General features: G+C 69.6%; 14 protein-coding genes. 9 read left to right on the forward strand and 5 right to left on the reverse strand.

Features of this window, described 5'->3' with window-relative positions:
- Positions 1-12: 12 nt before the first annotated feature.
- A complete protein-coding gene (gene glmS, locus CSC65_RS02775; RefSeq protein WP_162408447.1) occupies positions 13-1845 on the reverse strand; it encodes a glutamine--fructose-6-phosphate transaminase (isomerizing) in 1833 nt (610 codons plus the stop codon).
- Positions 1846-2088: 243 nt separating this feature from the next.
- Between glmS and CSC65_RS02780 the strand changes: the two genes are divergently transcribed.
- The 7 genes from CSC65_RS02780 to CSC65_RS02810 all read left to right on the forward strand — a co-directional run bounded on the left by CSC65_RS02780 (position 2089) and on the right by CSC65_RS02810 (position 10130).
- Positions 2089-3363 carry an efflux RND transporter periplasmic adaptor subunit gene (locus CSC65_RS02780; protein ID WP_162408448.1) on the forward strand — a complete coding sequence of 425 codons (1275 nt, stop codon included), beginning with the start codon at positions 2089-2091 and terminating at the stop codon, positions 3361-3363.
- Positions 3364-3421: 58 nt separating this feature from the next.
- Entirely contained in the window at positions 3422-4150 is a 729-nt protein-coding gene (locus tag CSC65_RS02785) for an ABC transporter ATP-binding protein (protein WP_162408449.1), read from the forward strand.
- A 10-nt stretch (positions 4151-4160) separates the two neighbouring features.
- The gene (locus CSC65_RS02790; protein ID WP_162408450.1) at positions 4161-5462 is read left to right on the forward strand and encodes an ABC transporter permease; all 1302 of its coding nucleotides are present in this window, start codon (positions 4161-4163) and stop codon (positions 5460-5462) included.
- A gap of 127 nt (positions 5463-5589) precedes the next feature.
- A complete protein-coding gene (locus CSC65_RS02795) occupies positions 5590-6828 on the forward strand; it encodes an ABC transporter permease (RefSeq protein WP_162408451.1) in 1239 nt (412 codons plus the stop codon).
- On the forward strand, positions 6825-7379 hold the full coding sequence (locus CSC65_RS02800) for a nuclear transport factor 2 family protein (RefSeq protein WP_162408452.1): 555 nt from the start codon (positions 6825-6827) through the stop codon (positions 7377-7379). Before CSC65_RS02795 ends, CSC65_RS02800 begins: the two co-directional genes overlap by 4 nt.
- A gap of 36 nt (positions 7380-7415) precedes the next feature.
- Entirely contained in the window at positions 7416-8753 is a 1338-nt protein-coding gene (locus CSC65_RS02805) for a sigma-54-dependent transcriptional regulator (RefSeq protein ID WP_162408453.1), read from the forward strand.
- A 39-nt stretch (positions 8754-8792) separates the two neighbouring features.
- Positions 8793-10130, forward strand: a complete 1338-nt coding sequence (locus CSC65_RS02810) for a sensor histidine kinase (protein ID WP_162408454.1) — start codon at positions 8793-8795, stop codon at positions 10128-10130.
- An 84-nt stretch (positions 10131-10214) separates the two neighbouring features.
- Here the strand turns inward: CSC65_RS02810 and glmU are convergent, their stop codons facing one another.
- A complete protein-coding gene (gene glmU, locus CSC65_RS02815; protein ID WP_162408455.1) occupies positions 10215-11588 on the reverse strand; it encodes a bifunctional UDP-N-acetylglucosamine diphosphorylase/glucosamine-1-phosphate N-acetyltransferase GlmU in 1374 nt (457 codons plus the stop codon).
- Between the two features lie 113 nt (positions 11589-11701).
- Between glmU and CSC65_RS02820 the strand changes: the two genes are divergently transcribed.
- The gene (locus CSC65_RS02820; RefSeq protein WP_162408456.1) at positions 11702-12085 is read left to right on the forward strand and encodes a GtrA family protein; all 384 of its coding nucleotides are present in this window, start codon (positions 11702-11704) and stop codon (positions 12083-12085) included.
- A gap of 28 nt (positions 12086-12113) precedes the next feature.
- Positions 12114-12437, forward strand: a complete 324-nt coding sequence (locus CSC65_RS02825) for a DUF2249 domain-containing protein (protein ID WP_238390249.1) — start codon at positions 12114-12116, stop codon at positions 12435-12437.
- A gap of 30 nt (positions 12438-12467) precedes the next feature.
- Here CSC65_RS02825 and CSC65_RS02830 read toward each other — a convergent pair whose 3' ends face one another.
- The 3 genes from CSC65_RS02830 to yegS form a co-directional block, all read right to left on the reverse strand.
- Positions 12468-13046 carry an anthranilate synthase component II gene (locus tag CSC65_RS02830; protein ID WP_162408457.1) on the reverse strand — a complete coding sequence of 193 codons (579 nt, stop codon included), beginning with the start codon at positions 13044-13046 and terminating at the stop codon, positions 12468-12470.
- Between the two features lie 10 nt (positions 13047-13056).
- Positions 13057-14559 carry an anthranilate synthase component I gene (gene trpE / locus CSC65_RS02835; RefSeq protein WP_162408458.1) on the reverse strand — a complete coding sequence of 501 codons (1503 nt, stop codon included), beginning with the start codon at positions 14557-14559 and terminating at the stop codon, positions 13057-13059.
- A 189-nt stretch (positions 14560-14748) separates the two neighbouring features.
- Complete coding sequence (gene yegS, locus CSC65_RS02840) at positions 14749-15702, reverse strand: lipid kinase YegS (RefSeq protein WP_162408459.1); 954 nt, start codon at positions 15700-15702, stop codon at positions 14749-14751.
- Between the last annotated feature and the right edge of the window lie 271 nt (positions 15703-15973).

Below are 15973 nucleotides of genomic sequence, written 5' to 3' on the forward strand. Positions count from 1 at the left end.
TGGCCCGTCCGGTCACTCCACCGTGACCGACTTGGCCAGGTTGCGCGGCTTGTCCACGTCGGTGCCGCGCGCCAGGGCGGTGTGGTACGCCAGCAGCTGCACCGGGATCGTGTGGATCACCGCGCTGAGCACGCCGGCGTGGCGCGGGGTGCGAATCACGTGCACGCCTTCGGACTCGCTGAAGTGGCTGTCCTGGTCGGCGAACACGAACAGCTCGCCACCGCGCGCGCGCACTTCCTGCATGTTCGACTTCACCTTCTCCAGCAGGCGGTCGTTGGGCGCGATCACCACCACCGGGATGGAGGCATCCACCAGCGCCAGTGGACCGTGCTTGAGCTCGCCGGCCGGGTAGGCCTCGGCGTGGATGTAGGTGATTTCCTTGAGCTTGAGCGCGCCTTCCAGTGCGATCGGATAATGCAGGCCGCGGCCCAGGAACAGCGCGTTCTGCTTGCCGGCGAAGCGCTCGGCCCACAGCGCGATCTGCGGCTCCAGGTTCAGCGCGTGCTGCACGCTGCCCGGCAGGTGGCGCAGCTGCTCGAGGTAGTCGGCTTCCTGCTCCGGGGTGATCCGCCCGTGCAGCTTGCCAAGCACCATGGTCAGCTGGAACAGCGCGGCCAGCTGGGTGGTGAACGCCTTGGTCGAAGCCACGCCGATCTCGGCGCCGGCGCGGGTGTAGCAGACCAGTTCGCTGGCGCGCGGAATCGCGCTCTCGGGCACGTTGCAGATCGACAGGGTATGGCGATGGCCCAGCGACTTGGCGTACTTGAGCGCCTCCATCGTGTCCAGGGTTTCGCCGGACTGGGAGATGGTGACGATCAGGTGGTCCGGATCGGCGTAGGCATCACGGTAGCGGTACTCGCTGGCGATCTCGACCGAGCACTGCAGGCCGGCGATCGCCTCGATCCAGTAGCGCGCGGTCAGGCCCGCGTAGTAACTGGTGCCGCAGGCCAGGATCTGTACGCCGGTCACGCCGCGCAGCACTTCTCCGGCCTTGGCGCCGAACAGCCCGGGCTCGAATCCGCCCGCGTCGATCGCCGCTTCGATCGTGTCGGCGATCGCGCGCGGCTGCTCGTGGATTTCCTTCTGCATGAAGTGCCGGTACGGGCCCAGCTCAAGCGAAGCCAGCGACACGTCGGAGACGTGCACCTCGCGCTCCACCGGGGCATCGTCGCCGTCGAACACGCGCACGCCGGCGCGGGTGAGTTCGGCGGTGTCGCCTTCTTCCAGGAAGATCACCCGGCGGGTGGCCTGGAGGATCGCCGAAACATCGGACGCGACGAAGTTCTCGCCCTCGCCCAGGCCCACCAGAAGCGGGCACCCCATCCGCGCGCAGACCAGGCGTCCGGGCTCGGAACGGCTGAGCACGGCCAGGGCATAGGCGCCGGTCAGTTCCTTCACCGCCGCCTGGAGCGCGGCCAGCAGGTCGCGGCCACCGGCCATGTGGTGGTGGATCAGGTGCGCGATGACCTCGGTGTCGGTCTGCGACTCGAAGACGTAGCCCAGCGAAGCCAGCCTTTCGCGCTGGGCTTCATGGTTCTCGATGATCCCGTTGTGGACCAGGGCCAGGTCGCCGTGGCTGATGTGCGGGTGCGCGTTGGCCTCGGTCACTCCGCCATGCGTCGCCCAGCGGGTATGGCCGATGCCCAGCACGCCGCGGAAGCCCTCGGCCACTGCCGCCTGCTCCATCTCGGCCACGCGCCCGGTGCGGCGTACGCGGCGCACGCTGGTGGCGTCGGCCACCGCGATGCCGGAGGAGTCATAGCCGCGGTACTCAAGGCGCTTGAGGCCCTCGACCAGGACCGGTACCACATCGCGATCCGCGATCGCGCCGACGATGCCGCACATGCTGTCATCCAGTTGCAGGGAAGATCGCGATTCTAGCGGAGTCGGTCCCGCCACTGGCCGGGCCCTGTCCCTCCACGACCCGGATCTGTCTTCGCGCTGTCCGCCCGGCGCGGAAGTGTCCGGGAGTGTCCGCTGGACGCGACGGACACTTTCTTGCGAGCAAGTTTTTCTTTCAATTCATATAGTTGAAGTTGGCACGCCGCATGCGTTGTTGGGTACGACCTTTCTTGCCCGTGGCCGCGCATGATCCCCGACACCTCCGCCCAGGACCGCCCGCTCTCCTCCGCCTCGCAAGCCCGCCCGGCCTGGCGCCGCTGGCTGTGGCCGGCGCTGGCGGCGCTGCCGGTCCTGGCGCTGCTGGCCTGGGTGGTCGCCGGCTGGGGCGCTGGCTCGCGCTCCTATGACGCCTCGCGGGTCCGCGTGGCCGAGGTCAAGCGCGGCGACCTGGTCCGCGACATCTCCGCCGACGGCCGGGTCATCACCGCCAACAGTCCGACCCTGTACGCCATCGCCGGCGGCACGGTCAGCCTGCAGGTGGTCGCCGGCGATGCGGTGAAGAAGAACCAGCCGCTGGCGGTGATCGACAGCCCGGAACTGCGCAGCAAGCTGGTGCAGGAGGAATCGACCCTGGCCAGCATGGAGGCCGAGGCCAGCCGCGCCCAGCTCGACGCGCGGATCGCCCGGCTCAATGCGCGCAAGGCGCTGGACCAGGCCGAGATCGACCATGTCGCCGCGCAGCGCGACCTGGAACGCTACGAGCGCGGCCACGCCGGCGGCGCGGTTTCCAACATCGAACTGGCCAGCGCCCGCGACGAACTGAAGAAGGCGCAGATCGGCCTGAAGACCACCCAGAGCGACGCCGGCCTGCAGGACCAGGGCGCGAGCCTGGACGCGCGCAACAAGCGCCTGCTCGCCGACCGCCAGCAGGCGGTGGTGGCCGAGCTGCAGCGCCAGGTCGCCGCACTGACCCTGCGCGCGCCGTTCGACGGCCAGGTCGGCCAGGTGCAGATTTCGCAGGGCACCAACGTGGCGATCAACGCGCCGATCCTGAGCGTCGTCGACCTGAGCGAGTTCGAGGTCGAGATCCGCGTGCCGGAAAGCTTCGCCCGCGACCTGGCGATCGGCGTCCCGGCGCAGGTGACCAGCCAGGGCACGCCGTTCGCGGCCAAGGTTTCGGCGGTGTCGCCGGAAGTGGTCAACGGCGAGGTCACCGCGCGCCTGCGCTTCGACGACGGCAAACAGCCACCGGGCCTGCGCCAGAACCAGCGCCTGTCCGCGCGCATCGTGCTCGACACCCGCCAGGACGTGCTGATGGTCGAGCGCGGCCCGTTCGTCGAGCAGGACGGCGGCCGCTGGGCCTGGGTGGTGGACGGCCGCAGCGCCACGCGCCAGCCGATCCAGACCGGCACCAGCAGCCTGGGCTACGTGGAAATCGTGTCCGGGCTGAAGGAAGGCGACCGCATCGTCGTCTCCGGCAGCGACCAGTTCGGCGACGCCGAACGCGTGGCGATCAACTGAACCCCTGCATCCCTCCCCCTTTCCCGCACCACCCGACATCACCAAGAGGAATCCCGCCATGCTGGAAATGCGCCAGGTCTCCAAGATCTACCGGACCGCGATGGTCGAAACCCACGCACTGCGCTCGCTCGACCTGCACGTGCGCGAAGGCGAGTTCGTCGCGGTGACCGGCCCGTCCGGCTCGGGCAAGACCACCTTCCTCAACATCGCCGGATTGCTCGAAACCTTCAGCGAAGGCGACTACCTGCTCGACGGCGAGAACGTGCGCGGTCTGTCCGACGATGCGCGCAGCCGCCTGCGCAACCACAAGATCGGCTTCATCTTCCAGGGCTTCAACCTGATCCCGGACCTGAACCTGTTCGACAACGTCGACGTGCCTTTGCGCTACCGCGGGCTGTCGGCCGCCGACCGCAAGGCGCGGATCGAGAAGGCGCTGGGCCAGGTCGGCCTGGCCTCGCGGATGAAGCACTACCCGGCCGAACTGTCCGGTGGCCAGCAGCAGCGCGTGGCGATCGCCCGCGCCCTGGCCGGCGAACCCAGGCTGCTGCTGGCCGACGAACCGACCGGCAACCTCGACTCGCAGATGGCGCGCGGGGTGATGGAACTGATGGAGCAGATCAACGCCGCCGGCACCACCATCGTGATGGTCACCCACGACCCGGAACTGGCCGCGCGCGCGCAGCGCAACGTGCACATCGTCGACGGCGTGGCCACCGACCTGTCGGTCGAGCCCAGCCTGAGCCGGCTGGCCCGCACCGATGTCGCCGCATCCGACGCTACGGCCTGAGGAGGTGTCCATGTTCGCCTACTACTGCAACCTGGCCCTGCGCAGCTTCCGCCGCGACAAGGCCCTGACCGCGCTGATGGTGTTCGCCATCGCCCTGGGCATCGGCGCGTGCATGACCACGCTCACCGTGTTCCATGTGCTTTCCGGCGATCCGATGCCGGGCAAGAGCCACCAGCTGTTCTACGTGCAGCTGGATCCGGCCGAGATGAATGATTTCACCCCGGGCGAGGAACCCAGCGAGCAGGTCACCCGCTACGACGCCGAGACCCTGCTGCGCGAGAAGCGCGGCGACCGCCAGGCGATGATGACCGGCGGCGGCGTATCGGTCACGCCCGACCGCGAAGGCCTGGTCCCGTTCGTGTCCGACGCGCGCTACACCACCGCCGACTTCTTCCCGATGTTCGACGTGCCGATGCTGTACGGCAACGGCTGGAGCGCGAAGGAGGACGAGGCGCATGCGCGCGTGGCGGTGATCTCCAAGTCACTCAACGAGCGCGCATTCGGCGGCGCCAACAGCGTCGGCAAGCAGCTGCGCATCGACCAGACCGACTTCACCGTGGTCGGCGTGATCGAGGACTGGCGGCCGACCCCGCGCTTCTACGACATGAACAGCGACCGCTACGGCGCGCTGGAAGACGTGTTCCTGCCGTTCTCGACCTCGCGCGACCTGGAGATGGGCCGCAACGGCAGCATGGACTGCTGGGGCGACAGCAACGGCGACTCCACCAGCGTCAGCGCGCCGTGCGTGTGGATCCAGTACTGGGTCCAGCTCGATACCGCCGAGAAGGCCGGCGCCTACCGTGACTACCTGGTCAACTACTCCGACCAGCAGCGCACCGCCGGCCGCTACAAGCGCCCGACCAACGTGCGCCTGCGCAACGTCATGGAATGGCTGGAGTTCAACCGCGTGGTCCCCAACGACGTGGTGATGCAGCTGTGGCTGGGCTTCGGCTTCCTGCTGGTGTGCCTGGTGAACACCGTCGGCCTGCTGCTGGCCAAGTTCCTGCGCCGCGGCAGCGAGATCGGCGTGCGCCGCGCGCTCGGTGCCTCGCGCGGGGCGATCTTTACCCAGTGCCTGGTCGAAGCCGGCGCGATCGGCCTGGCTGGCGGCATCCTCGGCCTTGGCCTGTCGCTGCTGGGCCTGTGGGCGGTACGCCTGCAGCCGGCCAGCTACGCCGAGCTGGCGCACCTGGACGTGGGCATGCTGCTGCTGACCTTCGTGCTGGCCATCGTCGCCAGCGTCCTGGCTGGCCTGCTGCCCGCCTGGCGCGCGATGCAGGTCACCCCGGCGATCCAGCTCAAGAGCCAGTGACGCAGCGCGGGGCCCGCCCCGCGACTGCCGTCAATCGAAACAGCGGTCGACCGGGCCTGCCCGCCGACTACAAGGTCCGAAGCAGCGGGCACGCCCCGCTCTACGCAAGACAACCCGGAGACGTTCCATGGACATCCGACCGATCCTCTCGACCCTGATGCGGCACAAGACCGCCGCATCGCTGATCGTCATCGAGATCGCGCTGACCTGCGCGATCATCTGCAACGCGCTGTTCATGATCAGCGACCGCCTCACCCAGATCCGCGAGGTCAGCGGCCTGGCCGAGGACGAGCTGGTCCGCGTGCAGATCCTCAGCATCGGCAGCGACGCCGACCAGAACGCGCGGACCCGCACCGACCTCGCCACGCTGCGCGCCATCCCCGGGGTCAAGGACGCGACCGTGCTCAACCAGGTGCCGTTCGTGAATTCGTCCTGGAACAGCGGCGTGCGCCTGAAGCAGGAGCAGCAGCAGTCCACGCTCAGCGCGACCACCTACATGGCCGAAGACCAGTTCATCGAGACCCTGGGCCTGAAGCTGGTCGCCGGTCGCGACTTCAACGCCGACGAATACAGCGACGCCTCGTCCCTGCTGGATGGCCTGACCGACGGCGACAACGGCATCCCGGGGGCGATCATCACCCGCGCGCTCGCCGACAAGCTGTTCCCCGGCGAGGACCCGATCGGCAAGGGCTTCTACAGCTGGAGCGACAAGCCGACCCGCGTCGTGGGCGTGGTCGAGCACCTGGTCCGCCCGAGCAACCAGGGCGGCCCCACCGCGCGCGAATACTCGATGGTTTTCCCGCTGCGCCCGCACTACAACCTGGGCGGCAACTACCTGATCCGCACCTCGCCCGAGCGCCGCGCCGAAGTGCTTGAAGCGGCCAAGAAGGTGCTGCAGGCCAACGGCGCCGACCGCATCATCATGGAAGAAAACACCAAGACGGTCGAAGAGCTGCGCGGCGAATTCTTCCAGGCGCCGCGCGCGATGGCCTGGCTGCTGGGCATCGTCTGCGTGGTGCTGCTGCTGGTGACCGCCCTGGGCATCGTCGGCCTGGCCAGCTTCTGGGTGCAGCAGCGGACCAAGCAGATCGGCGTTCGCCGCGCGCTGGGTGCGACGCGCGGCCAGATCCTGCGCTACTTCCAGACCGAGAACTTCCTGCTGGCCAGCATCGGTATTGCGCTTGGCATGCTGCTGGCGTTCGCGATCAACCAGCTGCTGATGGGCAAGTACGAGATGGCGCGCCTGCCGCTGTTCTACCTGCCTGCCGGCGCGGTCCTGCTGTGGGCGCTGGGCCAGGTCGCGGTCTGGGCGCCCGCGCGGCGCGCCGCCTCGATCCCGCCGGCCGTGGCGACCCGCAGCGTATGAACCGCCGCTACCAGCACGCACGCCCGTCCACCACCGCGCGGATCGTGGCGCCCAATGCCGCATGGGCCTGCGTGCTGGCCGGCATCGCCTGGCTGGCGTCCGGACTCCCCGCTTCGGCGGCCGAGCCCGAACAGCCGCCCACCGGAGCCGGGCTCACCGCGACCATCGCCGCGCTGGACGCGGCCGTGTTCGACGCGTTCAACCGCTGCGCCGAACCGGGCCAGCTCGACCGCCACGCCAGCTACTTCGACCCGGCGGTCGAGTTCTACCACGACACCGGCGGGGTGACCTGGACGCGCGAGGCGATGCTGGACAACACGCGCAAGTACGTCTGCGGGAAGTTCACCCGCGAGCTCGTGCCCGGCAGCCTCGCCGTATATCCCGTGGCCGGCTTCGGCGCGATCGCGCGCGGCGAGCACCGCTTCTGCCAGTCCGGCGCGGGCACGTGCGACGGCCAGGCGGAGTTCGTCATCGTCTGGCGCCTGCGCGACGGCCAGTGGCAGATCACCCGCGTGCTCAGCTTCGGCCACCGCGCCGCCGGGAACGGGTAGCCTTTACCCTCCCGCCAGGAACACGACCCCGCCTGCATGTCCACGATCCTCGTCATCGACGACAACCCCGCGGTCGCCACCGCGCTGGAAGTGCTGTTCTCGCTGCACGACCTTTCGACCGTGCATGCCGCCTCGCCCGAAGCGGGGCTGGCCCTGCTCGACAGCGAGGCGGTCGACCTGGTGATCCAGGACATGAACTTCACCGCCGACACCACCTCCGGTGACGAGGGTCGCGCCCTGTTCGCAGCGATCCGGCAGCGCCACACCGACCTGCCGGTGGTGCTGCTCACCGCGTGGACCCACCTGGAAAGCGCGGTGGAACTGATCAAGGCCGGCGCCGCCGACTACGTGGCCAAGCCGTGGCAGGACGCCAAGCTGCTGGGCACGGTCAACAACCTGCTGGAACTGGCCGACGCACGCCGCGAACTGGACCAGCGCCGCGACGGCGAACGCCGGCGCCGCGACGACCTGGCCCGTCGCTACGACCTGTGCGGCGCGGTGTTCGCCGACCCGGCCAGCGAGCGCGTCGTCGCCCTGGCCTGCCAGGTCGCGCGTTCGGACCTGCCGGTACTGGTCACCGGTCCCAACGGCAGCGGCAAGGAGAAGATCGCCGAGATCATCCAGGCCAATTCGCCGGCCAAGGGCGGTCCGTTCGTCACCCTCAACTGCGGCGCACTGCCGGCCGACCTGATCGAGGCCGAACTGTTCGGCGCCGAGGCCGGTGCCTACACCGGCGCCAACAAGGCGCGCGAAGGCAAGTTCGAGGCCGCCGACGGCGGCACCCTGTTCCTGGACGAAATCGGCAACCTGCCGCCGGCCGGGCAGATGAAGCTGCTGCGCGTGCTCGAAACCGGGCGCTTCGCGCGGCTCGGCTCCAACCGCGAGCGCCAAGTCAAGGTGCGCGTGGTCAGCGCGACCAACGCCGACCTGCCGACGATGATCCGCGAAGGCACGTTCCGCGAAGACCTCTACTACCGGCTCAACACCATCGAGCTGGCGATGCCGCCGCTGGCCGAGCGCCCCGGCGACATCCTGCCACTGGCCGAGCGCTTCCTCGATGGCGGCAAGCCGCTGTCGGCTGCCGCCGTCACCGCGCTGCAGCGCCATCCATGGCCGGGCAACGTGCGCGAGCTGCGCAACGTGATCCAGCGCGCGCAGCTGCTCGCCACCGGGGCGCGGATCGAGGTCGCCGACCTGGGCCTGCCGCGCGCGCCCGCGCTGCGTGGCGGGCCGGCGCAGGAGCCCGAGCGCGAGCAGCTCGAGGCGGCGCTGCAACGCGCCGGCGGCGTGATCGCCCAGGCGGCCGCCGAACTGGGCATGAGCCGGCAGGCGCTGTACCGGCGCATGGAGCGCCACGGGCTCAAGCCCGCATGACCCCCACCCACGCCAGCGCCCCCGCGTGAGCCGCCCCGGATGATCCGTCGCACCCTCACCCTTCGCCTGTTCCTGCGCCTGCTGCCGGTGCTGGCCCTGGCCGCGGCGCTGCCCTGGGCATTCGGCTACTGGATCGACCGGGGCTGGCTGCTGGCCGTGCTTTCGGTGCTGATCCTGCTCGGGTTGATGTGGTGGAGCCTTTACCGGGCGCTGGCACCGCTGCGCGCCCTGTTCCGCGCGCTGGCCGGCAGCGTCAACACCTACCGCGACGGCGAATTCAACTTCGGCGTGCACTGGCGCAGCGACGACGAGCTGGGCGAGCTGGTCCGCGCGCACGGCGAACTCGGCGAGGTGCTGCGCGAGCAGCGCCTGGAACTGGTCCAGCGCGAGCTGCTGCTGGACACCATGGTCCAGAACACCCCGGTGGCGATGCTGCTGTCGGCCGACGGTGGCGACGGCGTGCGCCGCGTGGTCTACGCCAACGTGGCTTCGCGCAAGCTGCTCAACGACGGGCGCAAGCTCGAGGGCCAGCGCATCGGCGAACTGGTCGACGGCCTGCCGGTGGAGCTGCGCGAGGCGCTCGCCCGCGGCGCCGACAGCCTGTTCGCCGTGCCGGCCGAGGAAGGCGACGAGGAAGAGGTCTACCACCTGTCGCGCCGCAATTTCAGCCTCAACGGCCGCCGCCACGAGCTGATGCTGATCCGCCTGATGACCCCGGAGCTGCGCCGCCAGGAAGTGCAGACCTGGAAGAAGGTGATCCGGGTGATCAGCCATGAACTGAACAACTCGCTGGCCCCGATCGCCTCGCTGGCGCACTCCGGCGCCGAACTGGTCCGGCGCGAGCGTTACGAGCGGCTCGGCGAGGTGTTCTCCACGGTCGAGGACCGCGCGCGCCACCTGGAAGGCTTCATCCGCGGTTACGCGCGCTTCGCCAAGCTGCCGCAACCGCAGCTGCAGCCGGTGGTCTGGCGCGACTTCCTCGGTCGCCTGCAGCGGCAGATCGGCTTCGAGCTGGAAGGCGCGAGCGCGGAACTGCAGGCGCGGGTCGATCCGGCGCAGATGGAACAGGCCTTGCTGAACCTGCTCAAGAACGCGCACGAGGCCGGTGGCGACGCTTCGCCGCCCAGCGACGAGGTGCGCGTGCGCCTGCTGCGCCTGCCCGGGTGGACCCGGATCGAAGTGCTGGACCGCGGCGCCGGCATGAACGACGCGGTGCTGCAGAACGCGCTGCTGCCGTTCTATTCGACCAAGCGCAATGGCACCGGCCTGGGGCTGGCGCTGACCCGCGAGATCATCGAAGCGCACGGCGGGCGCCTGTCGCTGCAGAACCGCAGCGATGGCGGCCTGTGCGTGGCGGTGATGCTGCCGGAGAGCTGAGCCGTTCGCGGGCCGGTATGTGGCCCGGGCCGTGCTGCAGCAGCATGCCCGCTCCTACAAAAAACACAAGCCAGCGCGTGGAGCTCAGTCCTTCGGCTTCTTCTGCGGCCGCTTCCAGCCTTCCAGCGTGCCCTGACGCGCGCGCGCGACCGTCAGCTCGCCAGCGGGCGCGTTGCGGGTGATCACCGAACCGGCGCCGATGGTCGCGCCGGCGCCGATCTCCACCGGCGCCACCAGCGCCGAGTTCGAGCCGATGAAGGCGCCGTCGCCGATGGTCGTGGTCGACTTGTTCACGCCGTCGTAGTTGCAGGTGATGGTACCGGCACCGATGTTCACGCCCGCGCCGATATTCGCGTCGCCCAGGTAGGTGAGGTGGTTGGCCTTGCTGCCCACGCCAAGCACCACCTTCTTGGTCTCGACGAAGTTGCCGACGTGCACGCCGTCGGCCAGCACCGTGCCCGGTCGCAACCGCGCGTAGGGACCGATCTGCGCCGCCCCCTCGCTGACCACGCCATCGAGGTCGCAGTGCGCGCGCACCACGGTCCCCGCTCCCAGCCGCACGTCCTTGAGCCGGGTGAACGGGCCGATGCGCACGCCATCACCCAGTTCGACTTCGCCTTCGAGCACCACGTTGGCATCGATCTCGACGTCGCGGCCGACGCGCACGCTGCCGCGCTGGTCCAGGCGTGCCGGGTCGAGCAGGCGTGCGCCTTGCGCGCACAAGGCCTTCGCGCGGCGCAGCTGGAATGCGCGCTCGAGCTGGGCCAGCTGCCACGGATCGTTGGCGCCCTCGGCCTCCAGCGGGTCGGCGACCAGGACAAGTTCGGCCGGGTTGTATTCCTCGGCGGCCATCGCGAACACGTCGGTCAGGTAGTACTCGCCCTGGCTGTTGCCGTTGGAAAGCCGCGCCAGCCAGCGCTTCAGCGGATCGGCCTCGGCGGCGATGATGCCGGTGTTGATGGTGCGGATCCGGCGCTGCTCCTCGTCGGCATCGCGATGTTCGACGATCGCCGCCACCCGCCCCTGCGGATCGCGCACGATGCGTCCGTAGCCGCTCGGATCCTGCGGCTCGGCCACCAGCACGCGCAGCAGGCCGGGGGCATCGAGCAGCCGGCGCAAGGTGTCGGGCGCGGTCAGCGGCACGTCGCCGTACAGCACCAGCACGTCCACCGCCTCGGGAATGGCCGGCATCGCCTGCTGCACCGCATGGCCGGTGCCCAGCTGCTGCGCCTGCACCGCCCAGTGCAGGTCGTCCTGGCCGGCGAAGGCCGTGCGCACCGCATCGCCGCCATGGCCGTAGACCACGTGGATGCCGGCCGGCTGCAACGCGCGCGCGGTGTCGATCACGTGCGCCAGCATCGGGCGTCCGCCGATGGGCTGCAGCACCTTGGGCAGGGCCGACTTCATCCGCTTGCCCTCGCCGGCGGCGAGGATGACCACGTGCAATGGCTGGCTCATCTGGAACCCGATCCTGGAAGTGGCTCGATTCTACGCCGGGCCTTGTCTTTCATTGCAGGCCAGGACCCTACAATGCGCTTTCGCGATGCCCGTCGTCGCCAGGAAACCACACGATGCCGCTCCTTCGCCAAGGCAGCCATTACCTCGCATTCGGCATCCTGCAACTGGTGCTGGACTGGTCGCTGTTCGTGGCGTTCACCACGTTCGGCATGGCCGCCGCACCGGCCAACCTGGCCAGCCGCACCGCGTCCGCCGTGCTGGGTTTCTGGCTCAACGGGCGCTACACCTTCGCCGACAGCCAAGGCAGCCGCCTGGGGTGGCGCCGCTTCGTTCGCTTCTGGGCGCTGTGGATCGTGATGACCGTGCTCAGCACGGTGCTGGTGGCTTCGGTCGAAGCCCACCTCGGCCTGCGTTGGGCATGGCTTGCCAAGCCGGTAGTCGAGGTCGGCCTGGCGGCGGCCAATTTCTTCCTGCTGCGCCGGCTGGTGTACCGCTGAGGCGCCCCGGGCATCGATCGCCCACGGCATGACCTGGATCAGGGCGCGGGTGCGCCGCTGGCCGCAGGCTGGCGTTCCCGACCAGGAAGCCGCCATGACCGCCCAGGCCGAAAGCCCCGACTACACCGCCCATCCCTTCGACGCGCGCGGCATCGCCCGGCGTTTCCGCCATTCGGCCATCTTCGGTGCCCTGGCCGCGCTGGAGCCGGGCGAAGCGATGCGCTTCGTCAACGACCACGACCCGCTCCCGTTGCTGGACCAGATCGGCACCCGCTTCGGCGATCGCGTCGAGATCGCCTACCGCCAGCAGCAACCCGGCGCGGTGGTGATCGATTTCATCGTGCGGGCCTGAAAGCGGCGCACGCGGACGCAGCGCACCACCTCAGCGTTCGAGGAAGTTCTTCAGCAGCGCGTGGCCGTGCTCGGTCAGGATCGACTCGGGGTGGAACTGCACGCCCTCGACCGGATGCTCGCGATGGCGCAGGCCCATGATCTCCTCGAACGACCCGTCGGCGTTCTCGGTCCAGGCGGTGATCTCCAGCGCCTCCGGCAGCGAAGCGCGCTCCACCACCAGCGAGTGGTAGCGCGTGGCTTCGTACGCGTCCGGCAGCCCGGCGAAAACGCCGCGTCCCTCATGCCGGATGCGCGAGGTCTTGCCGTGCATGATGTTGCCCGCGCGCACCACCTTGCCGCCGTACGCCTGGCCGATACCCTGGTGGCCGAGGCACACGCCCAGGATCGGGGTGTTCGCGCCCAGCCGGCGGATCACCTCCAGCGACACCCCCGCCTCGTTCGGCGTGCACGGCCCGGGCGAGATCACGATGCGCTCCGGCGCCAGCCCCGCGATCTCCTCGACGGTCATCGCATCGTTGCGCACCACCTTCACCTCGGCCCCCAGCGACTGCAGGTACTGGACGAGGTTGAAGGTGAAGCTGTCGTAGTTGTCGATCATCAGCAGCATGGTTTTCCCCTTACAGCCCCTTCGCCGCCTGCGCCACCGCGCGGAACAACGCGCGACCCTTGTTCATCGTCTCGTCCCATTCCTTCTGCGGGTCGGAGTCGTAGACGATGCCGGCCCCGGCCTGCACGTGCAGGCGGCCGTCCTTGATCACCGCGGTGCGGATGGCGATCGCAGTGTCGGCGTCGCCGTGCCAGCCGATGTAACCGATGCTGCCGGCATAGACATTGCGCTTGATCGGCTCAAGTTCGCGGATCACTTCCAGCGCGCGGATCTTCGGCGCGCCGCTGACCGTGCCGGCCGGGAACGTCGCGCGCAGCACGTCGGCATAGCTCAGGCCCGGCAGCAGTTTTCCGGTGACTTCGCTGACGATGTGCATGACATGGCTGTAGCGTTCGATCACGAAGCGCTCGCCGACCTCGACGCTGCCGGCCTCCGAGACGCGACCGACGTCGTTGCGGCCCAGGTCGATCAGCATCAGGTGCTCGGCGCGCTCCTTCGGATCGGCGAGCAGGTCCTGCTCCAGCGCCAGGTCCTCGGCCGGGGTGGCGCCGCGCGGGCGGGTGCCGGCGATCGGGCGCACGGTCACTTCCTCGCCCTGCTGGCGGACCAGGATCTCCGGCGAGGAGCCCACCACCTGCACCTCGCCGGTATCGAGGAAGTACATGTAGGGCGACGGGTTCAGCGCGCGCAGCGCGCGGTACACGTCCACCGGCCGGGCGTTGAACGGCACGCTCAGGCGCTGGCTCAGCACCACCTGGAACACGTCGCCGGAACGGATGTATTCCTTCGACTTCTCCACCGCCTCGATGAAGCCTTCGCGGGTGAAGCCGGAGACGAAGTGGCTCTCGTCGAGCACGTCGCGGCTGAGCGGCACCGGATAGCTGCCCGGCTGGCGCAGCTTGTCGACCAGACCGTCCAGTCGCGCCTGCGCGCCATCCCAGGACCCTTCCTCGCGCGGGTCGGCATGCACCACCAGGTACAGCCGGCCCTTGAGGTTGTCGAACACGGCCAGCTCTTCGGACAGCATCAGGTAGATGTCCGGCGTGCCCAGTTCGTCGCGCTTGTCGCCGCCGGCCAGGCGCGGCTCGATGTAGCCGATGCACTCGAAGCCGAACCAGCCCACCAGGCCGCCGGTGAAACCGGGCAGGCCTTCCAGCTTCGGAACCGAGTACGACGCACGCAGCGCCTCGACCTCGGCGAACGGATCGGCGACTTCGCGCGATTCCACGACCTGGCCGTGCTCGCGCACCTCCATCGTGTGTCCGCGAAAAGCGATCGTGCGTTTCGCCGGCAGTCCGATGATCGAATAGCGGCCGAAGCGCTCGCCACCTTCCACCGATTCGAGCAGGTAGGTATGCGGGGCGTCGGCGAGCTTCAGGTAGACCGACAGCGGCGTGTCCAGGTCGGACAGCACCTCGCGGGTGACGGGGATGCGCACGTTGGCGCCGGGCGAATCGATGCCGGGCGCGTGGCCGTCAGCGGCGTACTGCTTGAAGTGTTCGGGCGTGACCAAGGCGGGCTTCCTTCCGGCGGATCGGGGCATGGCTATCGACGGCAACAGGCCGCCATCGCCAGCACCCGGGCGCGGAGGAAAGGTGGAGCCTGATCGTCTGGCCGAACATGCCGCCAACTTTAACCGCATCGGCCTGCGCATGCAGCCGTTGCAGCGGGAACCTGTGCGCGCGCGGCGACGCCGCGCCGGTCAGGCCGGCGGCGAAAGCAGCGGGCAGTCGGCCGGCAGGTGCATGCGCACGCGCGCCGGCATGCACTCGACGCGGAAGCGGCGGGCTTCCACCGGTTCCCCATCCAGGTTCAGGGTCATCGTCCCCTGCAGCGATTCCACCTCCACCCATGGCAGGCGCGCGCGCTCGGCACTGCGTTCCAGCGCGGCGTTCTGGCCATCCTTGACCAGGGTGCCCAGCGTGGCCAGCAGTTCTCCCGACAGCTCCGGGATCACGGTCACGTCGAGCAGGCCGTCGTCCGCCAGCGCTTCCGGGCACAGGGGCTGGCCACCGCCGGCCTGGCGCCCGTTGCCCAGGCCCAGTGCGATCAGCCCGCCCTCCCATGCGAAGCCCGGCCCGCGCAGCCGCACCGGCAGCGGCTCGATGCGGCCCACTTTCGAGATCCCGGTGAGCACGTAGGCCAGGCCGCCGAGCAGCTTCTTCAGGCCTTCGTCGGTCTCGACGGTGACCTGCGTGCCGAAGCCGCCACTGGCCAGGTTGGCGCACCAGTGTTCTTCGCCGTCCGCCTCGATCCGGAGCAGGTCGAGCGCCTGCGCCGGTTCGGCCGCCACCAGTTCCAGCGCCTCCAGCGGCGCGGAAGGCAGGCCGGCGGCGGTCGCGAAATCGTTGGCCGTTCCCAGCGGCAGCAGGCCCAGGGTCGGCAGCGTGTTGGCGGGCTGGCCGCGCCGGGCCAGGGCCGCTGCGACCTCGCTGAGGGTGCCATCGCCACCGGCGGCCACCAAGGTCGCGGCACCGGCGGCGAGCGCGTCATCGACCCAGCGCGCGGCGTCGCCGTTTTCCCAGGTCACCCGCACCTGCAGGGGCAGGCCGCGCATGCGCTGCGTTGCAACCGCCTCACGCACCGCGTCATCGCCAGCGGACTTGCCGTTGAGGATCAGCCATGTGGAAGCTGCGGCATCAGGAGTCGGCGGCATGCGGGCGGGCTCGTGGGAGGGGAGATGCATCGGCGGCTCACGCTAGCAATCGCCACGGCGGTCCCGCGTGAACCGCATCGGAGCCGATCCGGCAACCGATCGGACTCCCCCTCGCGGACCGCTCCGTGCCACGGATGCGGTCACCACCCTGTCATCGTGTCCCACCAGCATCGAAGGCCATGGCAGGGACGACGGGCGGAGGCGGGATTGCCTCCAGGGCGGCAGGGGCCGGTCGCGCGTGGAGGCGCTCCGGCCAGCGGCCAGCAAGGCC

It is taken from the genome of Pseudoxanthomonas daejeonensis, assembly GCF_010093205.1.
GTDB classification, from domain to species: domain Bacteria; phylum Pseudomonadota; class Gammaproteobacteria; order Xanthomonadales; family Xanthomonadaceae; genus Pseudoxanthomonas; species Pseudoxanthomonas daejeonensis.

Coding starts and splice junctions, on each gene's coding strand:
- glmS (WP_162408447.1), bottom strand. CDS start 1,845: ATGTGCGGCATCGTCGGCGCGATCGCGGATCGCGATGTGGTACCGGTC.
- CSC65_RS02780 (WP_162408448.1), top strand. CDS start 2,089: ATGATCCCCGACACCTCCGCCCAGGACCGCCCGCTCTCCTCCGCCTCG.
- CSC65_RS02785 (WP_162408449.1), top strand. CDS start 3,422: ATGCTGGAAATGCGCCAGGTCTCCAAGATCTACCGGACCGCGATGGTC.
- CSC65_RS02790 (WP_162408450.1), top strand. CDS start 4,161: ATGTTCGCCTACTACTGCAACCTGGCCCTGCGCAGCTTCCGCCGCGAC.
- CSC65_RS02795 (WP_162408451.1), top strand. CDS start 5,590: ATGGACATCCGACCGATCCTCTCGACCCTGATGCGGCACAAGACCGCC.
- CSC65_RS02800 (WP_162408452.1), top strand. CDS start 6,825: ATGAACCGCCGCTACCAGCACGCACGCCCGTCCACCACCGCGCGGATC.
- CSC65_RS02805 (WP_162408453.1), top strand. CDS start 7,416: ATGTCCACGATCCTCGTCATCGACGACAACCCCGCGGTCGCCACCGCG.
- CSC65_RS02810 (WP_162408454.1), top strand. CDS start 8,793: ATGATCCGTCGCACCCTCACCCTTCGCCTGTTCCTGCGCCTGCTGCCG.
- glmU (WP_162408455.1), bottom strand. CDS start 11,588: ATGAGCCAGCCATTGCACGTGGTCATCCTCGCCGCCGGCGAGGGCAAG.
- CSC65_RS02820 (WP_162408456.1), top strand. CDS start 11,702: ATGCCGCTCCTTCGCCAAGGCAGCCATTACCTCGCATTCGGCATCCTG.
- CSC65_RS02825 (WP_238390249.1), top strand. CDS start 12,114: ATGACCTGGATCAGGGCGCGGGTGCGCCGCTGGCCGCAGGCTGGCGTT.
- CSC65_RS02830 (WP_162408457.1), bottom strand. CDS start 13,046: ATGCTGCTGATGATCGACAACTACGACAGCTTCACCTTCAACCTCGTC.
- yegS (WP_162408459.1), bottom strand. CDS start 15,702: ATGCCGCCGACTCCTGATGCCGCAGCTTCCACATGGCTGATCCTCAAC.